The organism is [Bacteroides] pectinophilus, assembly GCA_025146925.1.
GTDB lineage: Bacteria > Bacillota > Clostridia > Lachnospirales > Lachnospiraceae > Bacteroides_F > Bacteroides_F pectinophilus.
The window spans coordinates 229,828-252,573 of record CP102260.1 but is presented as its reverse complement, the minus strand read 5'-3'; the positions used below and the strand labels follow the sequence as shown (position 1 = coordinate 252,573).

The following is a 22,746-nucleotide window of genomic DNA, read 5'->3' as shown; positions in this document are numbered from 1 at the left end:
CTGCTATGCCAGCGATACCGGCACAACGCTTCTTATGGTTCTGTTCTGATACATAATCTCGTCAACGACAACATTTACATCAAATGACTTAGATATATTACTCTCATTCAAAATATCTCCGGTAGGACCATAGAATCTGTCTCCCTTGCGGTTCATCATAAGTGCTTCGTCCGCAATGCTCATTGCGTTAGTCGGATAATGTGTATTCATTATAGCTCCTATATTTTCCTCATGGGCTAATTTTTCAACCATGTTGAGTACAAGAATCTGATTATGAAAATCAAGTCCTGTCTCCGGCTCATCAAGGATTATAAGCTTCGGTTCGTTTATCAGTGCCCTCGCAATAAGCACCATCTGAAGCTCGCCTCCGCTCATGCGGTTGCAGTCCTTATCGGCAAGCCTGGTAATTCCTACCTTTTCCATCATTGCCTCAGCCATCTCTATCTCCCTGTGACCGGGCTGACTGAACAGTCCCAGATGCGAACTGCGTCCGAGCATTACCATCTCAAGTCCGGTATATGAGAATGAAAAGCCGTGTGTCTGCGGAATATATGAAATCATGTTCCATATCTCCTTAGACTTAAGCGTGCGTATATCCTTTCCTGTAAGCAGCGAACGTCCGCGGCTCCACGGCATAAGCCCTATCATGCATTTAAGTAGAGTTGTCTTGCCTATTCCGTTAGGTCCAAGCACCGACAGGATGTGTCCCTCTTCAAGCTTTATATTAATATCAGTCAATATCTCTTCCTGCTTAGGATATCCAAAGCAGCCATTTTCAACCTCAAGAATCATCGCAAATTACTCCTGTTTCTGTTAAGCAGTGAAATGAATACCGGTGCTCCGATAATCGCTGTAAGTACCGAGAGCGGCAGCTCAATCACACTGATTGTTCTTGATAACGTGTCTATTATTATCATAAAGCTTGCTCCGAGGCTTATGCTGACCGGAACAACATATCTGTTGTTGCTTCCCACAAGCATTCTTGCGCAGTGCGGTATAAGGAGCCCTATCCAGCCTACCTGACCGCACATCGACACTGCTGACGCTGTAATAAGCGTTGATGCAAGAATAAATGTCATTCTCGTCTTTTTTATATCAATACCGCTCGCCTTTGCCTCATCCTCACTGAGTGCAAGGATGTTAAGCCTCCATCTCAGAAGGTATATAACAACTATTCCGATAATTATAAGCGGAGAACCTATAAGAATCTTCTCATATGTTGCACTTGTAAAGCTTCCCATAAGCCAGTAAGTAATCTCAGGCAGCTTATCCTGTGGGTCTGCCGTATACTTAAGAAGTGAGCCTATCGCATTAAAAAGCGATGATGCAATCACACCGGCGAGCACAAGATATACCATTGAGCCACTCTGGTTTCTGCCTGCAACCTTTATTGTAAAAAATACAGACACAAGCCCGAATACAAGCGCAATAAGCTGTGTCTCAAGTATTCCGCAGGACATAATTATCGCAAGGATTGCTCCCACACACGTTCCGCTCGTTACACCGAGAATATCCGGTGTCGCAAGCGGATTGGAAAATAGCGCCTGAAATGTGTCGCCGGCGCAGGTAAGCCCTGCACCAACGATAATAGCCATAAGAATACGTGGCAGACGAAGCCTTACTATTATTGAATAGTTCTGTATATTTCCTTTTTCGCCTGTTATAAGGCTTGCCAGAGCATTAATGACATCGCTTACCGGCACCTTCATTCTTCCCGCACACATACACAGTATTCCTATAACCAGTGGCAGTGCAATCATGAGAACTATTGCAAGTACCGTGAAATGCCCCTTTTTTATTAATAAACTGTCTTTCATTATTCCCTGCTTCCAATTTAATACTGAAGCATCTCTGCCATATCTGCATCCGTTACCGTGTAGCTGTACCACTTCTGGTAATAATCCTTGATTGTCTGCTCAAGGGGATAATCTGCAAACACTTCCGGATATGTCTTACATGCAAGCCATGCATATACAAGCGGTGCATCTGGATTAGGTGTAAACCAGTTCCACATTCCGAGTGTTGTATCATATACTCTCTTATTCTTAACCGCACTTAAGGTTGAAAAATCCGTTCCCTGAACCCTATTTTCAATGACATCAGCTGTCCTGAGTGAGAGAAGTCCCGGTCCGTCAAGGAAAAGTATGTCAGGATCCCATCTGTATACCTGCTCCATATTTACCTGTGTAAAGCCCTTTGCCTCATCAACTACCACATCCTTAACTCCAAGTCTCTTGAGCCAGAATGTACCGAATGTTCCATTGCCTGATACCTGTGGAACACCATCCGAATATTTCCAGAGAATCATAGCACTCGGTCTCTTATCCTGAGGAACAGCTGCAATTCTCTTCTCAACATCTGCAACGATTGCGTTACCGGCGCTCTTAAAATCGTTCATCTTGCCGTCCTCGTTGAATACATCCTCAAGAAGCTCAAGCCACTGCTGATATCTGTCAATCGGATCTGCATCTGTGCTTGCTCCCACCGTCGCAAAGCCAATGCTCGGTATTCCGCTTTCCTTAAGGATCTGCGCATGGCTGGCATTATTGGCATTGTAAAGGATTACGTCAGGATTAAGCTTCATAATCTCTTCAATGTTGAGGTCGCTCTGTGCATATACCGTATCTGATGACTTCATAAGCTCTGGTGCGATATCCTTAAGAACCGTCTTTGTTATTGTATCCTTGAATGAACCGCAATATCCAACGATATAAGGTGCAGAGCCCTTAAAATATGACATATACGTTGAAAGAATCGGAATCTGGTCGATTACAACTCTTGTTATCTTATTAGGAACCTCTACCGTATTGCCGGCCTGGTCAGTTACCTTATGTGTACCCTTCTCGTCTACGGCTGCCTGTGAGTTCTGTGCCTGTGAACCATCTCCCTGTGATGTTGTTCCTGTACCCGTGCTGCTTCCGCAGCCTGTAACCAATACTGTAAGCATGCATGCTGTAAGTACCGCTGATAAAAATTTTTTCATATCTCCTCCTGTTACCTTGTGTCAGCGTTATCGTTTTGAGTTAGTTTGTTCTAACTTACGATAGCTTATTCTATCCGCAAAAACATATTATGTCTGTTGCTATGGCAACATTTAAAGTTTTTGAAAATTTTTATTATATTTTAATTGGGGAGTTTTTGGAAAATATAATATATCTATAGAATCACAGGATATCAGTTGAAAAATCAGCAAAATCATTAGCAGGATTTTAGAGCGGCCGGTACTTATGCGGCGTTATATGCCGCATTATGTACCGCTGCCAGCTCTAACAAGCGGAAGCACCCTGCGTTGATTTGCTGATTTTTCAACGTCACTTAGTCATTATATGTTTTAAAAATCTCCCCTTACCCTGCAAGGAATCCCCTGTCCAGCACTCTTATCTTTGCACCGGAGAAGCTGAGTATTCCCTCATCGCGCAGCCGGCAGAGCTCGCGTGACAGCGCACTTCTGTCGACATAGAGGAACTCTGCGAGCTTATTTCTTGTGTATGGAAGATTTATTATTCCTTCATCAGATATATGCTGCGTCTGCAAATATACCTTAAGCTTATCGCGCAGCTTTTTCTGACTGAGTATTCTCACCTTTGTATTAAAAAATGTTATCTGATTGGACAGCTCCTGTAGGAGATTCGCCGTAACCTGTATTCTGTGTGGACATGTAAATGTTCTCTCAGATAAAAGTGCCTTAAAATCAAGCAGCAGCACCTTGGAATCCTCAACAGCTTCAAGATAGAACTGGCTTGCAAGTGAGTTTCCGCACGCAAGCTCCGCGCCAAATACTCCCCCGCTGATAAGATGTCTTATAACAACCTGATTTCCGTTTTCGTCATATATGTATTCTTCAAGATTTCCCTCTAGCAAAATTCCTGCACGGAAGTTGCTGTCACCTGCATTCACAAGTGAGTTGCCCGCCTTATAGACAGCCATCCGTGCCTGAAGGCATGACAGGACATTTGTATATTTATCTTCAGGTATTCCCCTGAACAGACATGAATTGTGAAGATAATCTTTGTATTGAATCCAGTCAAAAGACAGATTTGATATATTTTTTGTTGCCATGGCAACCGACCTCCATTAAGTAGATGCATATAATATTTGTTAGTTATTTCTAACTAATATTATATATTTATTCTTATTTAAAGTCAATTATTAGCGGCACTCCGGTGCCTGCGGAATGGAGAGTCAAAATGTTCCAGTTAGGTATTGATGTGGGAACGTCAACTGTAAAATTAATTCTGATAAATAACGGGGAAATATGCACTTCGTGGGAGTGTGCGCACCATAACCGCCCGTCTGAGGTTTTAACAGATGGTCTTAACGATATAATAGCTTCTGCAATAAAAAGTATTAATGCGGATTGTATTAATGCAGAGCGCCTTGCTGTCGGAATTACCGGCAGTGATGCGGCATTTTTGCATGATGCCCTCTCAGGCTCAGTATTTATGGAGAATATCCCGGCAATCGTTGAGGGTACGCTGTTTATTGCACCTGATGCCGGAAGCATAATAGAGATTGGCAGTCAGGGTTCAAGATATATAGCCAATATCCATGAGATTCCGCAGTTTGCGACCAACGGACACTGCGCTGGAGGAACCGGAAGCTTTTTTGAAGATCAGATGTCGAGGCTTGGTCTGGCAATTGAGGACTATTCCGCACTTGCAGACAAGGCTGAGTCAATACCACGCCTTTCCGGAAGATGTGCGGTATTCGCCAAGACCGATATTATACACAGACAACAGGAGGGCGTATCTACGCCTGACATTCTGCTTGGTCTGTGCTATGCGATGATCCGCAATTACAAGGCAACCATCGTCCGCACGCTTCCAATCAGCAAGCCGGTTGCCTTCTGCGGCGGAGTTACGCATAACAGCGGAGTTATAAGGGCAATACGCGATGTCTTTGACCTTGGAGCAGATGAGCTTATCGTTCCGCCGCATGCTTCATTTGCCGGAGCTGTCGGTGCCGCACTGAACGCATCGGGAGCATTTACACTTGAAGAAATAAAGGATTCCTGTAAAATGTCCCACCTTCACAGAGTTCAGACGCTTGAACCGTTAAGCCGCTACGCACTGAATCCGCCAGCAGCTGCATGCAGTTCTTCTTTATACGGGATGAATTCTTCCCGCTGCTCACTCGGCATTGATATCGGTTCGACAAGCACTGACCTTGTAATAATATCTGACAGCGGTGAGCTGCTCGATTACCAGTATCTGCGCACCGCCGGCAATCCTGAGGCGGCTGTCCGCAACGGACTTAATTCTATCAGGGAGCGTTTTGGCGAGATTAAATTTACATCCGTGGGCGTGACAGGATCCGGACGTGAGCGCGTAGGACGCATGCTTGGTGCCGATTCGATAATAGATGAGATTACCGCACAGGCTGAGGGAGCCGTACACTGTGTTCCCGATGCCGACACTGTGTTTGAGATTGGCGGACAAGACAGCAAATATATAAGCATACGCAACGGAAATGTCACCGACTTCCAGATGAATAAGATATGTGCCGCCGGAACGGGAAGCTTTATTGAGGAGCAGGCTGCAAGGATGGGCATTCCGATTGGTGATTTTGGTACGGCTGCACTCAGCTCAGAAGCACCGGTTGACCTTGGTGAGCGCTGCACGGTATTTATCGAGACAGCCATAGCGTCCGCATGCGCTGAAGGCGCTGCACAGGCTGATATTGCTGCCGGTCTGTGCTATTCTGTAATCCGCAACTATCTTCACAAGGTTGTCGGCAGCAAGCCTGTAGGCAGCAAAATCGTGCTTCAGGGAGGCGTAGCCTATAATCCCGCTGTTGTAGCCGCATTCAGGGCATTCTACGGTGACAGGATAACTGTCAATCCGTACTTTGGTATAAGCGGTGCCTTCGGCGTTGCCCTGCTTGCACTTAAAAATATAGGTAACAGGGAAAGTACATTTGCAGGCTTTGATTTTTCAGGCGAAGCAATGCATATTGATACTACCAATGCCGAGGTACGCAAAAATATCGAATTCTACAGGCAGGCCGACAAGCTTCTGCTTGACGGATATACCGGCGTGCGTGACCCTGCAAAAAAGACTGTAGGCGTTCCTTTTGTGCTCATGATACACAAATTCTTTCCTATGGCAAATGCATTTTTCACATCCCTCGGTTTTAATGTCGTACTGACGCACCCGACAGATGAGGAAACAATCCGTCTGTCACAGGAATATGCGCGTGGCGAGACATGCTACCCTGTAAAGCTTATTTACGGTCACATGAAACAGCTTATTGACCAGAAGGTTGATTATATATTCCTCCCGACAATTCATACAATGAAGCATGAAAAGAGCCATGTGAAGCACAATTACGGCTGCGTATACATGCAGACTGCTCCCGAATCCGTAGGACGCGCAATGGGGCTTGATGAGAAAGGAATAACTCTCTTAAGTCCGGTATTCGACCTTGATTTCGGAAAAGAAGCAATGGCAGGTGCAATGGTCGGTCTTGGCAGGATTCTCGGCATTCCTAAACCCTTCTGTGCAAAGGCTCTCCTTGCCGGTGCAATGGCTGTCAGGAAGCACACTGCTGCCGTTGAGAAGCAGGGTAAGCTTTTGCTTGACAGCCTCCGACCTGATGATAAGGTGCTTGTACTGGTAACACGTAATTACGGCGTATCCGACCCTGTGCTTAATATGGGAATACCTGAGCTTCTGCTTGAAAGAGGCCACAAGGTCATAACGCTCTCGCATCTGCCGGGACATTCGCTGGATATATCCGATGAATATCCTAACCTGTACTGGCCATTTGGACAGCACATAATATCAGGTGCAAAGCTTATCGCCAATCATCCTAACCTGTACGCCGTATACCTTACCAATCACGGCTGCGGCCCTGACAGCGTGATAAGCCACCTCTTTGCACAGGAGATGGGCGATAAGCCATATCTTCAGATAGAGGTTGATGAGCATTTTAGCAAGGTTGGCGTAATAACAAGAATTGAAGCATTTCTTAACAGCCTTTCATCCCACCCTGCCGTAAAGCTGCCTGAGGGCTTTGATATTGCCAATGTAAATATCCGTCATGCCGATATTGCTTCTAAGGCTGACACAGCTTCACCTCTGTATATACCCGATATGGGATATTACACGGAATATCTTGTGCGTTACTTTAAAGCTGCTGGTATTGAAGCCATTGCCGCCCCGGCTACGGACAACAGCACTATTACACTTGGACGCTCTCACACAAGAAGCAAGGAATATCTTCCGTTCGCAGCCCTGCTCGGAAGTGTCATGAGTGTCATGCAACGTGCAGCTTCACCTGGCACACCTGACGGTTGCCGGTATCTTCTTCCACAGAATCAGGGTGCTGATGCTGACGGTGAATATGCGCGTGTAATATACGGAATATTAAATGAAAATGCAGACAATAAGTCTATCCAGATTGTCTCGCCTGTAATTGAGACTATTCCTGAGACTGCATATGATTTTGACATGCTTACACGCGCCATAATGTGCGGTGATATTATATATGCCGCACCTGCCGGTGCAAGAAAGAAGATAGCAGCAATACTTAATAATGGGAACAATGACACTGAGGTTACTGACCGGGATTTAACAATCCGTGAAGCGCATGAGATTCCTGACTGGGGTACAATAGCCCATGCCGCTTCTGCTGTTTCCACGGCTGACATAACGTCATACGGTTCAAAACGTATCGCCGCTGTCGGCACACCACTCTGCCTGACAGTACTTGATGAAGGAATCCTCGATACACTTGATAATGAAGGAAATATAATTCTGCGCGCACCCCTGACTGAATATCTGTACTTTTTATGGATGGATTCTGAGTGTGACGGCTGCAAAAAGCAGCTTGATAATCTGAGCCGCCATATGAATACAATAGCTGATGAACTTGGAAGCCACAATGCATTTGCCAGTGATATTGATATGCTTAAAAATATTGCCGACAGACATCTTCCTCATTTTGCCGGCGGCAACGGAAGATACAGATACGCCAAAGCCATAGATATAGCATCCCGCAATATGACATCAGATGGTACAAAAAACGGTGCAGACGCTGTTCTTGCAATGGCTCCGCGCTACGAAAATACTGCAATCATTCTCGATATGCGTGAGCTTGGCAAAAACTGTCCTGCACCGTTATATAACATAGAGCTTGACAATGACTGGGACGAAAGCGCATGGTCAAAGCTCAAGTCATTTTTGTACTACTGTTAGTTATTGCCGGTTACTACCGTTAAGCTCCCGGCGGATGCTCTCTTCATCAAGATGCTCGCCTATCACAATAATAACGCTCTGTCCTGACGCAGCAGGCTCAACTGTTGTCTGTCCGTGGATTGCGTTAATCTGAAGCCAGCTGCCGTCCGCTTCCTGAATGAAGCCCTTAATGCGGTATATATGTCCGCATTTCTTCTCTATTTCCTTATCATTCATAAGCACGGCAGCGGCTCTGGCGAGCTGCTCCCTGCTTATATCCATATTCATGAAAAACAGCGATTTAAAGCCCTCGTCATCGCCTATATCCATCTTTTGAAAATCCTCTGACACGTATCCGCATGTCATCAGCGCGTCCATGTCCTCTTTTGTAAGCTGCATTGTGCTTTTCATAAGTACCTCACCGGCATTATTTTCATCAAAATGCCTGCGGCACTGTATCTGCTTAAGCGCTCTGTTTATGTGCTTTACCGCTGCCTTTGCCTGTTCGGGTGATGCCTCGTCAGTATGGCTGAGAATTATCCTGCCCGCATCCGCAGCCTCAGAAGCAAGCAGATAATCCGCCTCCTTAGACAGCTTATCAGGTATCTGCGCATCAACTATCGCTATAACACTGCCAACCTCATACCATTGGTCGAGCGGCTCGTCATGCAGCACATCAAAGAATTCATCTATATCATATATTCCTGACGGTTCAACAATTATCCTGTCATACCCGCTCATTGCCATTGCGATAAGCTTTGTCCTGAATCTGCGTCTGTGTGTCTCCTTATCACAGCCGCCTGATATCATCTCAAGGTCACAGTAATCTCCCATAAGCTCCTGAAGAAGCATCATATCTACATTAATTGCGCCAAAATCATTCTCCAGAATCCCTATATGATGCCCTTTATCCATAAGATGCTTTGCATATTTTTTTATAAATGTTGTCTTGCCGGAACCTAAGAATCCGGTTATGAGGTCAATTTTTATCATGGTTGTCCTTTCATTTGTTTTATAACGTAGTCAAATGCTATGTCTGCTTTTCTTATATTCACTTCAAGTCTCTCCTATAATCAAGCTCTGTATTCTAATATTATCTTCATATCGGGGGCAATTACAACTGTTTTCTTGTAGAATTTTATTCATATGTGATTGTTATTGCATTAATTTTAATCCACCAGTGATTTTACGAATTCTATAAGTTTGTTGTAGGTGGGGGTGTCATGGTTTTCCAATGTTAAGAATAATATCTGCTATAAAATGGATAAAGATGATTTTAATACAAGCCTTTATGTGCTATCTAACAAAGACAGAACATTCGGGGTATCTGTATTGCTTTACGATAACACAGACATTTTAAAGGATTGTTTAAATAAGGTGAAGGATTAAACTTGTAATAATTGTAAAGGGCTATATGTTTTACCAAGCAGCATACACGAACTTATATTAGTTCCTGATAATGGTGATATGAATAAAAATTATATGATGCAGATGGTGCGTGAAGTTAATTCAACAGAAGTCAGACCAGATAAAATATAATGGTAAGAAATAATTGACGTTTAGCACTATGTGAGTTAGCATAGTGGTAGATAATTACTTCTTTGTATCACGCAAATCTAATTTTCCGAAATTCTTCATAAAAAAGGAAATATAATTTTTCAAAAAGAAGCAAGGTGAAAAGAAGAAGATGAATTTATTTAATGCAAAACCGGGGAAAAGAAAGTAAAAAAATAAATTCCATTTTTGGGGCTAAAAAATGGAAAAATAGTTTCCCCTTATACAAAAGCCTGTTTAGAACATATATCCATAAGAACCTTAAATATATCGTCCTGTTTTGGATATTGTAAAACTATGAGTGATTTATATGACAGAAAGAAGGTTAAATATGATAATTGAAAAGGAATATTTTGATGCAGAAGAAGTCAGGAAAGCGAATGCCATGAATGATAAGACGATGGCACCACCAAGAAGAATACGTCTTGCGACAACGGACAGTAACAAATATTATGCCAAAGCTGTATTTGTAGCCGATAAAGAAAATATAATTACCGGTGAGCTTCTTTACAGACCAGATTTTCAGGAGTCAGAAGAGGGAGTGGCATTCAGTGAGGTTGTTGTTAAGCAGACAGCAGATGTGGAAGAATATTTCAAGAATCTTATAAGGTTTGAAGGCTATAAAGTGATTCCGGAAGAATATGATGAGAGTGATATGCTTATGCATTATGATGAGCTGAGCATACAGGCTAATAAGCTTTTGTTTCTTGAGAGCAGGGATGAGTAGATATGACAGATACGCAGAATGAGGTGTTTAAGACACCAGTAAACAAGATAAGGCTGTTTGAGCATGGGGCTCCGGGTTCGCAGGACCTTAAGCTTACAAGAAAATATTACACTGAAGATATGCCTGATGGAAGAGTAAAGCATATAGTGCAGAACATTACAGATCCGGATATTGTTCCTTATATACCTGATGGTATTGGTAACAGTACAGACAGACAAAGGATTCCGGCAGTATTGATTATTCCAGGAGGTGCGTTCAGACGCCTTGTATACAACTTTGAAGGTGAAGATGTTGCAAAGTGGCTTAATAGTATGGGAATAGCTGCATTTGTTCTTGAATGCAGACTTCCATCAGATGAACATGATAATGCAGAGGATGTCCCACTTATAGATGCTATGCGCGCAATGAGAGTTATAAGAGGAAGGGCGCAGGAATTCGGTATAGATGAAGCTAAGATAGGCGTTATGGGCTTTTCAGCAGGAGGCTTTATGGCAGCGTTATTATCAACAGCGTATGAAAGTGATGTGTATGCGGATTATAAGTATAAGGATGAATATGATAAACTATCAGCAAGACCAGATTTTGCTGTTTGTTCATATCCGGTTATAAGTATTGACGATTGTATTGAAGCAGGCAAAAGATATATGTCTGAGGAACAGGTGCTTGAGAGAATCAGTGGCAGTAAGGCAAAGATACTGCATAAGTATAATCCGGATAAGCTTGTAAGACCGGATATGCCGCCAGTATTTATATGTGAAACGGATGATGACAGAACAACATTGTCTGAGAACAGTGTGGGCTTTTATATGGCAGCAAGAAAAGCCGGGGTAAGTGCTGAACTTCATATATTCAGAACAGGTGGCCATGGTTATGGCTGTGGTGATGATTTTGCACAGACTGGTGAGTGGAAAGTACTTTTTACAAAGTGGATTAAGAGTATTGGAATTATTAGTTAAGATGGATATAGTATACGAGGATAAAGATAAGATTATATTAAACAAGCCGGCGGGACAACTGTCGCAGAGCGGAAAAAGTCGGAGTGTGTGAAACTTTTTCTGTAAATAGCTAATAACAGCAAGGTCTTCTATGATAAAATATAAATCATAGGAGGCCTTTTATTATGGCAAGAAGAGAAAAGAAACCTGTACACAAAGTAGTAATGACAGAGGGAAAGCGAAACATCATTCAGCAGCTTCTTCAGTAGTATGATATTGAAACCGCTGAAGATATCCAGGATGCGCTTAAGGATCTGCTTGGCGGCACCATCAAAGAGATGATGGAAGCAGAAATGGATGATCATCTTGGTTACCAAAAATCCGAACGATCTGATAGCGATGATTACCGCAATGGATATAAATGAAAGCGTGTAAACAGCAGCTATGGCAGCATGGTTATCCTGAGCTTATCAGGATTAATAAAAAACATATCCTTCCTGCTAAATCCTGTTATCCACCATTGAGGCTCAACCGGTGGCGAGTTTTATGCATGCTATCATAGTTGTTTCTTAGCAGCTAAGCACCTGTAACAAACAAGCCGACACAGCCTGTCTGTCACAGATGCGTATTGCAGCGCTTAATCCACCAGTGATTTTGCAAATTCTATAAGTTCGTTGTAGGTGGAGGTGTCATCAATTGTGTAATATGTATTATTGTTATCCTTATCGTTTACACAACAATGTCCATCTCTAAATATATACATAACCTTGAATTGGTTCTTCCGATTGCTCAGCGTATACTTATAATCCCATTCATCATATGATTCTTCTGAACATGGTATCATTGACATACTTTGAAGCATTTGCTCTATTTTGCCTATTGATTCCTCATCATTTTGGATAACATGTGCTTCATTTGTTTTGCCATTTCTTATTATTATTGATGCCGTTTCATCTATATACTCTTCTGTAATTCCGTTAGACGCATCTATATTACGCTTTAAAGTATCACGTTCTGAATTACTTATCGGCCCTATTATTGCCAGATGCCCATACTCTCTGTCTTTTAAATATATTTTATATACTCCCACATCACCCGGATTCTCCTTATCTATTACGCACCGTCCAAACATTATGTCAAATATTCTCCCCGAATCTGTTTTTACTCCCTTCATCTCTGCACCTATTACTTTTCTCGTATATTTCCCATGCCTTACATCACTCGACATTATTCCATGGTCATTAAATTCCCCATAATCTTCTGTTTTCCCATATACCGAAAAAGCCTGTTCAATCTGTGCGGATACGTTAAATTCTTTCCTGATGTTTTTTGACATCATGTTTATCAATGCCTGCTCGTCCTTTTCATCCAGACATCTTATTATTTCATTTAATGTCTTAACATTATATTCCTGTTCATCCCAATCAGCATTTTTATCCTGATTGTATTCTGCACTTTTACTGCAGGCAGACATGATAATAGCAAGTACTGCTATTATCACAATCGCATATTTTTTATGATACATTTTTTTCATCAGCTTTCCATTCTCCTAAAACACAATCCAGACTGTATGGTTCTCTTTGTCTAAAATAACATTATTGAGGCTCAACCGGTGGCGAGTTTTATGCATGCTATCATAGTTGTTTCTTAGCAGCTAAGCACCTGTGACAAACAAGCCGGCACAGCCTATCTGTCACAGATGCGTATTGCAGCGCTTAATCCACCAGTGATTTTGCAAATTCTATAAGTTCGTTGTAGGTGGAGGTGTCATCAATTGTGTAATATGTATCCTTGTAGTCCTTATCTGTTATACAGCAATGGTTATTAGTCATTGTATACATACTTTTAAGCTGATTCTTACGATTAAGAACGGTGAATTTATAATCATATTGGGAATACTCTTCTTCGTTGCCTTCATATGGTGTCATGTTCATACTCTGTAGTAAATTTTCCACATAGATTATGTTTTCATTTCCATTCTGCAATACTTTATCTTTATCTGTTTGCCCGTTCGTAACTATTATTGATGCCGTTTCATCTATATACTCTTCTGTAATTCCATTACGCTCATCTAAGTTTTTTTTGAGTTGTTGTACTTCCCATGTGCTAATATCTCCAATTATTGAGAGGTTCATATGTTTATCATCTTCTAAATATACCCTTACCAATCCGACATTATTGGAATCTTTAGCATCTAAAGAACATCTGATAAACATAATCGTAAATTTATTATCGCCAACCTTTATTCCTTCTATTGATTCACCGACACTACGTTCTATATATATACCATTATCTGCATTTGATGAAAAAACACCTTTGTTATCTAATTTTTCATAACCTGATGACTTCCCTTCATAAATTGCAAAAGCCTCCTTTATCTGAGAATTCAGTGAACTGTTTCCCATTAAATTTTTATTAAACAGTTTCTTTAATTGTTCTGAGTCTTTTTCGTCAAAACATCTTAGTATCTCTTCAGCAAATTCTTCATTACATTTTTGCTCTTTAGCCACATAATAATCACTTCTTATTTCCATAATAAAATGCCATGTCCTGTATCCGTATACAGCAACCGCTATAGCAATAATTATAAATAAAAATCTTTTCTTCATAAGATTAGCTCCTAAAAAGTAACCCATACCATGTTGTTATCGAATATAATATTTTTGTCTTTATTTTCATATGATGTTTTAAGCTCATTAAAAAGCCCCTATGCTCTGACATATCCACCGAACAAATAATCCTGAGCTTATCAGGATTAATAAAAAACATATCCTTCCTGCTAAATCCGGTTATCCACCATTGAGGTTCATCCGGTGCCCAATTTTATGCATGCTATTATAGTTGTTTCTTAGCAGCTAAGCACCTGTAACAAACAAGCCGGCACAGCCTGTCTGTCACAGATGCGTATTGCAATGCTTAATCCACCAGCGATTTTGCGAATTCTATTAGTTCGTTGTAGGTGGAGGTGTCGTCAATTGTGTAATATGTATTATTGTTATCTTTATCGTTTACACAACAATGTCCATCTCTAAATATATACATAACCTTGAATTGATTCTTCCGATTGCTCAGCGTATACTTATAATTCCATTCATCATATGATTCTTCTGAACATGGTATCATTGACATACCTTGAAGCATTTGCTCTATTTTGCCTATTGATTCCTCATCATTTTGGATAACATGTGCTCTATTTGTTTTGCCATTTCTTATTACTATTGATGCCGTGTCATCCACATCATCACTAACTGTCTGGTTCTGCTGCCTGATATCTGTTTCTTCTCCTCTATAAGTTTTTCCTATTACAGCTTTGGCTTTATAATCTCCATCCTGTAGATATATTTTTTCCAATCCGACCGCCTGTGGATTAGCATCATCTACAACCCTTCTGATAATTGTTATCCTGAATGTTTCCTCCTGATTTGTCTTAATTCCGTTCAGTACCGCATCAACTGTTTTTTCAATATATATCCCGTCTTTTATGGTGCTGCTCGCTATACCTCCGTTTCGTACTTCTCCATCATACACAGATTCTCCGTTGTACATTTTGAATGCGTAGTTTATCTGACCATCAATGTCATATTTATCTTTTATGTCAGGAGCAAACATCCCCTTTAATCTGTCCGCATCCTTGTCATTAAAACACTGAAGGATTTCATGCAGCATTTTTTCGCTGTCATTTCCTTCCTGTTCTGCATTTATATAATGTGAGTCATTCTTATGTGCTTTTAATCCACAGCCCGCAGCGCATACAATTGCAATTATCAACAATGATAATATATACTTCTTCATTTCAGCCTCCTATCTATAGTTGTAGTTCTTCATCAGATTAAATAGGTTTGCACACGCCAATCCAAACATGTACAAATAACTTACTGCATGATTTTATGCAACATCTAAAATATTATCCATACAGTGCAATTTTTATCATCAAATATAAGTTTATCTCTGTCATGGCTTATAATTCTTATACTTTTATACATATCCGGATTATATGAGAAATCGACAGAGCATATACTTTTCATATTGTCTGGATTCTTTTTATTATAATTTGCATTAAATCCAGTTATCCACCATTGAGGTTCATCCGGTGCCGAGTTTTATGCATGCTATCATAGTTGTTTCTTAGCAGCTAAGCACCTGTAACAAGCAGGCACAGCCTGTCTGTCACAGATGCGTATTGCAATGCTTAATCCACCAGCGATTTTGCAAATTCTATTAGTTCGTTGTAGGTGGAAGTGTCATCAATTGTGTAATATGTAATTTTACTGTCTTTATCCCTCACTCTGCATTTTTCATCCTTAAATGTATACCATGCTTTAATCTGATTCTTACGATTAAGAACAGTAAATTTATAATCATATTGGGAATACTCTTCTTCATTACCTTCATATGGTGTCATGTTCATACTCTGTAGTAAATTTTCCACATAGATTATGTTTTCATTTCCATTCTGCAATACTTTATCTTTATCTGTCTGCCCGTTCGTAACTATTATTGATGCCGTTTCATCCACATCATCACTAAATGTCTGGTTCTGCTGCCTGATATCTGTTTCTTCTCCTCTATAAGTTTTTCCTATTACAGCTTTGGCTTTATAATCTCCATCCTGTAGATATATTTTTTCCAATCCGACTGCCTGTGGGACAGCATCATCTACAACTCTTCTGATAATTGTTATCCTGAATGTTTCCTCCTGATTTGTCTTAATTCCGTTCAGTACCGCATCAACTGTTTTTTCAATATATATCCCGTCTTTTATGGTGCTGCTCGCTATACCTCCGTTTCGTACTTCTCCATCATACACAGATTCTCCGTTGTACATTTTGAATGCGTAGTTTATCTGACCATCAATGTCATATTTATCTTTTATGTCAGGAGCAAACATCCCCTTTAATCTGTCCGCATCCTTGTCATTAAAACACTGAAGGATTTCATACAGCATTTTTTCGCTGTCATTTCCTTCCTGTTCTGCATTTATATAATGTGAGTCATTATTATGTGCTTTTAATCCACAGCCCGCAACGCATACAATCGCAATTACCAACAATGATAATATATATTTCTTCATTTCGGCCTCCTGTCTATAGTTGTAGTTCTTCATCAGATTAAATAGGTTTGCACACGCCAATCCAAACATGTACAAATAACTTACCGCATGATTTTATGCAACATCTAAAATATTATCCATGTCAGGAGCAAACATCCCCTTTAATCTGTCCGCATCCTTGTCATTAAAACACTGAAGGATTTCATACAGCATTTTTTCGCTGTCATTTCCTTCCTGTTCTGCATTTATATAATGTGAGTCATTTTTATGTGCTTTTAATCCACAGCCCACAGCGCATACAATCGCAATTATCAACAAGGATAATATATACTTCTTCATTTCAGCCTCCTGTCTGCCTTGGTACTCTTTGCAACGCTTAATCCACCAGCGATTTTGCAAATTCTATTAGTTCGTTGTAGGTGGAGGTGTCATCAATTGTGTAATATGTATTATTGTTATCTTTATCGTTTACACAACAATGTCCATCTCTAAATATATACATAACCTTGAATTGATTCTTCCGATTGCTCAGCGTATACTTATAATCCCATTCATCATATGATTCTTCTGAACATGGTATCATTGACATACCTTGAAGCATTTGCTCTATTTTGCCTATTGATTCCTCATCATTTTGGATAACATGTGCTTCATTTGTTTTGCCATTTCTTATTACTATTGATGCCGTTTCATCTATATACTCTTCTGTAATTCCGTTAGACGCATCTATATTACGTCTGACTATCTTTTCAGTGTAATGATCAACATCACCTATTATCGCAAGATGTCCATATTCAGGATCTGTAAGATATATCTTTCTCATTCCTACTTCATCAGAATCTTTTTCATTTATTACACATCTGATAAACCCAATATCAAACTCCTTTCCATCTTCAAGTACCACTTTTTTCATATCTGCACCAACACTTTTATACAAATACCGGCCATAACTTGCGTTGCTTTCATACACACCCTGATCAAAAAATTCCTCACAGGAAGACGATTTACTGTTATATATTGCAAACGCTGACTGTATCTGTGCACGCACTGAATTATGACTACGCACATTATTTGAAAACATTTTTTCCAAGGCTGCCGAATCTCTTTCGTCAAAGCATCTTATTATTTCCATTACGATAGCATAGTTTTCTTCTTCATATGATTTATAATATCTGTCCGGGTTATATGTACATATCATATATACAATGAAGATAATCAGCATCAGGCATGCACCTGCTATGCCATATTTTACTTTTTTATTCATATACTCTCCTATCTTATCTAAAATGTCACCCATAATGTATAGATATCATCATCAAAAATGATATCTTTATTTGTTCTGAATTTTTTACTCATTTCCATATAAATCTCTTTTTTTGATGACATATCCACCGAACAGATCATTCTGAGTTTATCATGATTAATAAAAAACATATCCTTCCTGCTAAATCCGGTTATCCACCATTGAGGTTCATCCGGTGCCCAATTTTATGCATGCTATCATAGTTGTTTCTTAGCAGCTAAGCACCTGTGACAAACAGGTCGGCACAGCCCATCTGTCACAGATACGTATTGCAATGCTTAATCCACCAGCGATTTTGCAAATTCTATTAGTTCGTTGTAGGTGGAAGTGTCATCAATTGTGTAATATGTATCCTTGTAGTCCTTATCGGTTATACAGCAATGGTTATTAGTCATTGTATACATACTTTTAAGCTGATTCTTACGATTAAGAACAGTAAATTTATAATCATATTGGGAATACTCTTCTTCATTACCTTCATATGGTGTCATGTTCATACTCTGTAGTAAATTTTCCACATAGATTATGTTTTCATTTCCATTCTGCAATACTTTATCTTTATCTGTCTGCCCGTTCGTAACTATTATTGATGCCGTTTCATCCACATCATCACTAAATGTCTGGTTCTGCTGCCTGATATCTGTTTCTTCTCCTCTATAAGTTTTTCCTATTACAGCTTTGGCTTTATAATCTCCATCCTGTAGATATATTTTTTCCAATCCGACTGCCTGTGGGACAGCATCATCTACAACTCTTCTGATAATTGTTATCCTGAATGTTTCCTCCTGATTTGTCTTAATTCCGTTCAGTACCGCATCAACTGTTTTTTCAATATATATCCCGTCTTTTATGGTGCTGCTCGCTATACCTCCGTTTCGTACTTCTCCATCATACACAGATTCTCCGTTGTACATTTTGAATGCGTAGTTTATCTGACCATCAATGTCATATTTATCTTTTATGTCAGGAGCAAACATCCCCTTTAATCTGTCCGCATCCTTGTCATTAAAACACTGAAGGATTTCATACAGCATTTTTTCGCTGTCATTTCCTTCCTGTTCTGCATTTATATAATGTGAGTCATTATTATGTGCTTTTAATCCACAGCCCGCAACGCATACAATCGCAATTACCAACAATGATAATATATATTTCTTCATTTCGGCCTCCTGTCTATAGTTGTAGTTCTTCATCAGATTAAATAGGTTTGTACACGCCAATCCAAACATGTACAAATAACTTACCGCATGATTTTATGCAACATCTAAAATATTATCCATACAGTACAATTTTTATCATCAAATATAAGTTTATCTCTGTCATAGCTTATAATTCTTATACTTTTATACATATCCGGATTATATGAGAAATCTACAGAGCATATACTTTTCATATTGTCTGGATTCTTTTTATTATAATTTGCATTAAATCCAGTTATCCACCATTGATATTCATCCGGTACCCAATTGAATATGCTGTCTATTTCCCCATCATCTCTAATATAATATAATGAGAGAGTCATTGGCATATTTACATCTATTGCATTATACTGTGAAATATTTTTAATTGATCTATCATACACATAAACGCCGGTTTCTGCCCCACTCTGTAAATTCCAATAATCACCTTTCCATGACCATAATATATGTTCTTTACCATTATGTTCAAATTTTATCTTATTTGCTTTCATATAAGTACCATTATCAAATATAATATCATAATTATCATTATACCCAAATGCTTTTTGCCATGTTTCAGGTCTTGAATGGTATGCAACTCTTTCCCTATCATAAATAAAGTTCAGGAATTCCGCACCATATTTTGCATCTTTTTCAGAATTAAAATACTCTTTAACATGTTTTCTACAATAAGTAGCAATCTGTTTATAATCTTCTGAATCAATTTTTAAAAAACCATCCACAATTAAATCTGCATATTTAGCTGCTATATTCATTGGCTTATTATATGGAATATCATCATCTGCATATTGTGTTTGTATATTTCCTGCGTCTATCTGTTTTCTTTGTGCATCCCATATTTTCTTATCTCCATTAGCATAAAAAGGTGCAGAATCTGTAGGAACCAATACCTTATTATTGTATACTACATTTCTTCCATCCATAAGTCCATCATCATCTGAATCCTCTTTGGTTGGGTCTGAATTCAACGGAAGCACTCTTTTTGACCGAAGTTTATCAATTTTTTCTCTTACAAAATCTCCATTATTAGCTATAGACATTTTTAAGGCACTGTCTATAACTGATTGTTCAGGGCCAAGCTGCTCTAATATTTCTTCGAAAGTAGGTAATATTACATTATCATTTTCGTCTGTTTTTAGCAGATTCGATTTTACTTCCTGCCAATCTACAAGTCCATCTTCATCAGTATCGACCTTATTTCTCGGTGACAGCTTGTCCTTAAGTTTTATCCATTTCCAGCCGGTAGGGGTAAATGACATATACTGATTATCACTTGTATAGCCATTATCCCATTCGCATATAAACGGATATCTCACATTATAAAATCCGTCATCCCATCGTCCATTGTCATACATATACCCATGATCCTGTCCCTCATTACCGGCATTATTAGGCTCGCGATAATTCCAGAATGTAAAGTCCATAGGCTCTCCGGTCACCCATACCCATGTGCCTTCCTCTTCCTCATCACTCATTCCTATTGCAGCATACTTTATTCCTGCATTAGATACCAATGACTGTATGAACATATTCTCCTCAAGACTGCCTATTGTAACAAGGTGTCCGTCAAGTGACTGACAATAATCCCTTGCCTCTTCCCATGTCATGTCCATGTCAAATATTGCATATCCATGTCCGTTGTACTGAGATATCTCAATATCCCCGGCAGGTACCGTTACTGCATGCTGAGCTGCTTCTGTGGGACTTCCGTTCAAAGCCATAACCTCTGTATCCGCCTGTAAGCTCATCACACCGATATCTGTGCCTGCTGTCTCTGAGCCGCTGTTTTCCGGCATTATTGCATCAAGCCATTCTTCCATATCAACGAGGCAGTAGGTTCCTGTCATGTCCGTATCTGTATATATCGTGCCTGAAGCCTCGTCATAATATGTCTCGACAGGAAGCAGCATGTTTACTTCCTCGAAATATCTGAATATGTTGAATCTTTTTATTCCCGCAAATGCCCCGCTGTCATTCTCCGCTTTGCTGCTTTCATATGAAACATTGGAAAATTTCACGGTAATTTTATCGATTCTGTTTGAATATATGATTTCAGCTGCCTTTCCAAGAATAATGTCATTGGCAATCGCAGCGGAATAGCCGCTTTCTTCCACTTCAATGCTGCCCTCCGCATATCCTGCCGCCGTAATGTCTATTGATAATTCATATGGGTTATCATCTGTATTGATTTCTTTTAATACATTGCTGTCTTTGCTTATTGTCTGGGCAAATGTACATTCCGCATCAGGCACACCGTTTGTTGATGGATTAAGCGGATTAAGTCCTGCCAATATCTCATCCCTGTCCGATATGGTGTCATTGTCTGTATCAGGATTAAGCGGATCTGTACCATATATCTCTGTCTCTTCATAATCCGTCAGCCCATCTCCGTCAGTATCCGTTCTTGCCGCATCTGTTCCTAGCTGTATCTCCCTTATATTGCTTAAGCCATCGTTATCACCATCGGCATCGGCATCTGATATTCCCGGAGTTGCCGAATCGTATTTTAATGGATCTGTGTCTGTAAGCACTATCTCCTGATAATCTGTCAGACCGTCTGAATCCGTATCTGCATTATCTGGATTGGTTCCGAGCATCTTTTCATAAGCATCAGGAAGTCCGTCATTGTCGCTGTCCGCCATCTTTGCCTCGTAGCCGACACCATTGCTGCGTATTATGAGTGGTTCGCTTGTCTTGCGCCTTCCTTCTGAGTCTGTTAATACTATGCGTATGTATTTTAAAGAAAATGCTTCTTTTACGGCATATGTATATTCGGATGTGCCCTTGACAGCGGCTGTCTTTGAATATGAGCTTCCGTCATCCGACTCCTGTATCTCACAGTCTGCTGCCTCACAGTCTGTTATCCAGCCAAGCTCTATATTTCCTGTTCTGGTATCATATTCTCCGAAAAGCAGGATAAATGCATCAAGCGTGTCCGGCTTTTGCTCAGGCTCATCCGATTCGGTTCCTATCGCTGCCGCCGCGCTTCTTCCATATCCGGCATTGATATTGCGTCCGCTGATAATTACATTGTCCGCTATTATTACTATATTGTTAAGGTTGAGATTGTCTGATTTTAATGTGACTGCACCCTCCGGTGCATATATAAGACCACCAAGCCCCGCACTGCCGGCCTCTATTGTTATGCTGCCCGTTCTGGAGCAGATTAACGGTGAATTGCAGTTGAGTACTCCATCTGATATTGTTATGTCTCCGTCCGCAATCACTGCCGCATTAAGGCTCACATTGCCCTGAAGACCGAGCGTGCCTGATACACGCATTGGATTGTTGATGTTTATATTATTATCCTTTTTCTGAAAATCCCCTGAAATGTCTTTTACGTTATTGCCACTGTAATATGCGGCTTCAAGCCTTTTTACCGCTGATATCATCTGCTCACCGGCTTTTTCTGTCTTTTTACCGTTTATATTCAGATTACCCGATGCAATAATTGTTCCATTCGTTGCGATATCACCATTAACATTGAAGCTGTCTGCCTTAATTGTGATAGCACCATCATCACCGGAACCGGCAAATATCGTATACGGATATACCGGATTCTCCTTATCCTGTGCATATACCAATGTACACGGAAGCACGCCCACCGATATTGCAGCCGCAAGCATCACTGCCACTAATCTTGTGGCACATTTTTTGAAGTTGTTTTTCATCCCTTTTCTCCCTTATAAAATATATTATACTCCTCACCCAATTGATAATTACACCCTATAATTATCTACGCCATAACCATACCATTCTTTTATATGCTTTACAATATATTTTTGCATAAATAGTATATAT

At 40.2% G+C, this 22,746-nt stretch carries 17 protein-coding genes and 1 pseudogene; 5 read left to right on the top strand and 13 right to left on the bottom strand.

Going from position 1 to position 22,746, the window contains the following annotated elements; genetic code table 11:
* Positions 1-3: 3 nt before the first annotated feature.
* The 4 genes from NQ488_01040 to NQ488_01025 form a co-directional block, all read right to left on the bottom strand.
* Positions 4-792 carry an ABC transporter ATP-binding protein gene (locus NQ488_01040; protein ID UWN95926.1) on the bottom strand — a complete coding sequence of 263 codons (789 nt, stop codon included), beginning with the start codon at positions 790-792 and terminating at the stop codon, positions 4-6.
* Positions 789-1,817, bottom strand: a complete 1,029-nt coding sequence (locus NQ488_01035; protein ID UWN95925.1) for an iron ABC transporter permease — start codon at positions 1,815-1,817, stop codon at positions 789-791. Before NQ488_01035 ends, NQ488_01040 begins: the two co-directional genes overlap by 4 nt.
* Positions 1,818-1,834: 17 nt before the next feature.
* Positions 1,835-2,983, bottom strand: coding sequence for an ABC transporter substrate-binding protein (locus NQ488_01030; GenBank protein UWN95924.1), 1,149 nt, complete (start codon positions 2,981-2,983; stop codon positions 1,835-1,837).
* 362 nt (positions 2,984-3,345) lie between these two features.
* Positions 3,346-4,059 carry a Crp/Fnr family transcriptional regulator gene (locus NQ488_01025; protein ID UWN95923.1) on the bottom strand — a complete coding sequence of 238 codons (714 nt, stop codon included), beginning with the start codon at positions 4,057-4,059 and terminating at the stop codon, positions 3,346-3,348.
* Between the two features lie 128 nt (positions 4,060-4,187).
* Between NQ488_01025 and NQ488_01020 the strand changes: the two genes are divergently transcribed.
* A complete protein-coding gene (locus NQ488_01020) occupies positions 4,188-8,198 on the top strand; it encodes an acyl-CoA dehydratase activase (protein UWN95922.1) in 4,011 nt (1,336 codons plus the stop codon).
* Here NQ488_01020 and NQ488_01015 read toward each other — a convergent pair whose 3' ends face one another.
* On the bottom strand, positions 8,199-9,170 hold the full coding sequence (locus tag NQ488_01015) for a GTP-binding protein (GenBank protein ID UWN95921.1): 972 nt from the start codon (positions 9,168-9,170) through the stop codon (positions 8,199-8,201).
* A gap of 474 nt (positions 9,171-9,644) precedes the next feature.
* Here NQ488_01015 and NQ488_01010 point away from each other — a divergent pair, with 474 nt between their 5' ends.
* From NQ488_01010 to NQ488_00995, 4 genes and pseudogenes are all read left to right on the top strand, one after another.
* On the top strand, positions 9,645-9,716 hold the full coding sequence (locus NQ488_01010) for a hypothetical protein (protein ID UWN97074.1): 72 nt from the start codon (positions 9,645-9,647) through the stop codon (positions 9,714-9,716).
* A gap of 346 nt (positions 9,717-10,062) precedes the next feature.
* Positions 10,063-10,458: a hypothetical protein gene (locus tag NQ488_01005; GenBank protein ID UWN95920.1), complete on the top strand. Its 396-nt coding sequence runs from the start codon at positions 10,063-10,065 to the stop codon at positions 10,456-10,458.
* A 2-nt stretch (positions 10,459-10,460) separates the two neighbouring features.
* Entirely contained in the window at positions 10,461-11,414 is a 954-nt protein-coding gene (locus tag NQ488_01000; GenBank protein UWN95919.1) for an alpha/beta hydrolase, read from the top strand.
* A gap of 164 nt (positions 11,415-11,578) precedes the next feature.
* Positions 11,579-11,815 (top strand): annotated as a pseudogene (locus NQ488_00995) (transposase).
* Between the two features lie 215 nt (positions 11,816-12,030).
* On the opposite strand, the gene NQ488_00990 reads toward NQ488_00995, so the two are convergent.
* The 8 genes from NQ488_00990 to NQ488_00955 all read right to left on the bottom strand — a co-directional run bounded on the left by NQ488_00990 (position 12,031) and on the right by NQ488_00955 (position 22,616).
* The gene (locus NQ488_00990; protein ID UWN95918.1) at positions 12,031-12,927 is read right to left on the bottom strand and encodes a DUF5104 domain-containing protein; all 897 of its coding nucleotides are present in this window, start codon (positions 12,925-12,927) and stop codon (positions 12,031-12,033) included.
* Between the two features lie 181 nt (positions 12,928-13,108).
* A complete protein-coding gene (locus NQ488_00985; GenBank protein ID UWN95917.1) occupies positions 13,109-14,002 on the bottom strand; it encodes a DUF5104 domain-containing protein in 894 nt (297 codons plus the stop codon).
* A 307-nt stretch (positions 14,003-14,309) separates the two neighbouring features.
* Complete coding sequence (locus tag NQ488_00980) at positions 14,310-15,185, bottom strand: DUF5104 domain-containing protein (GenBank protein ID UWN95916.1); 876 nt, start codon at positions 15,183-15,185, stop codon at positions 14,310-14,312.
* A 397-nt stretch (positions 15,186-15,582) separates the two neighbouring features.
* Entirely contained in the window at positions 15,583-16,464 is an 882-nt protein-coding gene (locus tag NQ488_00975) for a DUF5104 domain-containing protein (protein UWN95915.1), read from the bottom strand.
* A 93-nt stretch (positions 16,465-16,557) separates the two neighbouring features.
* On the bottom strand, positions 16,558-16,782 hold the full coding sequence (locus NQ488_00970; GenBank protein ID UWN95914.1) for a hypothetical protein: 225 nt from the start codon (positions 16,780-16,782) through the stop codon (positions 16,558-16,560).
* 37 nt (positions 16,783-16,819) lie between these two features.
* The gene (locus NQ488_00965) at positions 16,820-17,707 is read right to left on the bottom strand and encodes a DUF5104 domain-containing protein (protein UWN95913.1); all 888 of its coding nucleotides are present in this window, start codon (positions 17,705-17,707) and stop codon (positions 16,820-16,822) included.
* A gap of 317 nt (positions 17,708-18,024) precedes the next feature.
* Positions 18,025-18,906 (bottom strand): DUF5104 domain-containing protein, encoded by an 882-nt coding sequence (locus NQ488_00960; GenBank protein ID UWN95912.1) that lies wholly within the window; start codon positions 18,904-18,906, stop codon positions 18,025-18,027.
* Positions 18,907-19,010: 104 nt separating this feature from the next.
* Positions 19,011-22,616: a DUF4474 domain-containing protein gene (locus tag NQ488_00955; GenBank protein ID UWN95911.1), complete on the bottom strand. Its 3,606-nt coding sequence runs from the start codon at positions 22,614-22,616 to the stop codon at positions 19,011-19,013.
* Positions 22,617-22,746 lie beyond the last annotated feature (130 nt).